At 58.7% G+C, this 213-nt stretch carries 1 rRNA gene (only partly in view); it reads right to left on the reverse strand.

The features are described 5' to 3' along the window. Positions 1 to 213: ribosomal RNA gene (locus ASG69_RS00005) — 23S ribosomal RNA — on the reverse strand; its annotated part runs 2,694 nt beyond the window's last position; the annotation flags it as partial.

Consider the following 213-nt stretch of genomic DNA (forward strand, 5'->3'; position numbering starts at 1 on the left):
CCAACCCTTGGGACCTACTCCAGCCCCAGGATGCGACGAGCCGACATCGAGGTGCCAAACCATCCCGTCGATATGGACTCTTGGGGAAGATCAGCCTGTTATCCCCGGGGTACCTTTTATCCGTTGAGCGACACCGCTTCCACTTGCCGGTGCCGGATCACTAGTCCCGACTTTCGTCCCTGCTCGACTTGTCAGTCTCACAGTCAAGCTCCC

It is taken from the genome of Rhodococcus sp. Leaf225 (assembly GCF_001426145.1).
In the GTDB taxonomy this organism is placed as follows: Bacteria; Actinomycetota; Actinomycetes; order Mycobacteriales; family Mycobacteriaceae; genus Rhodococcoides.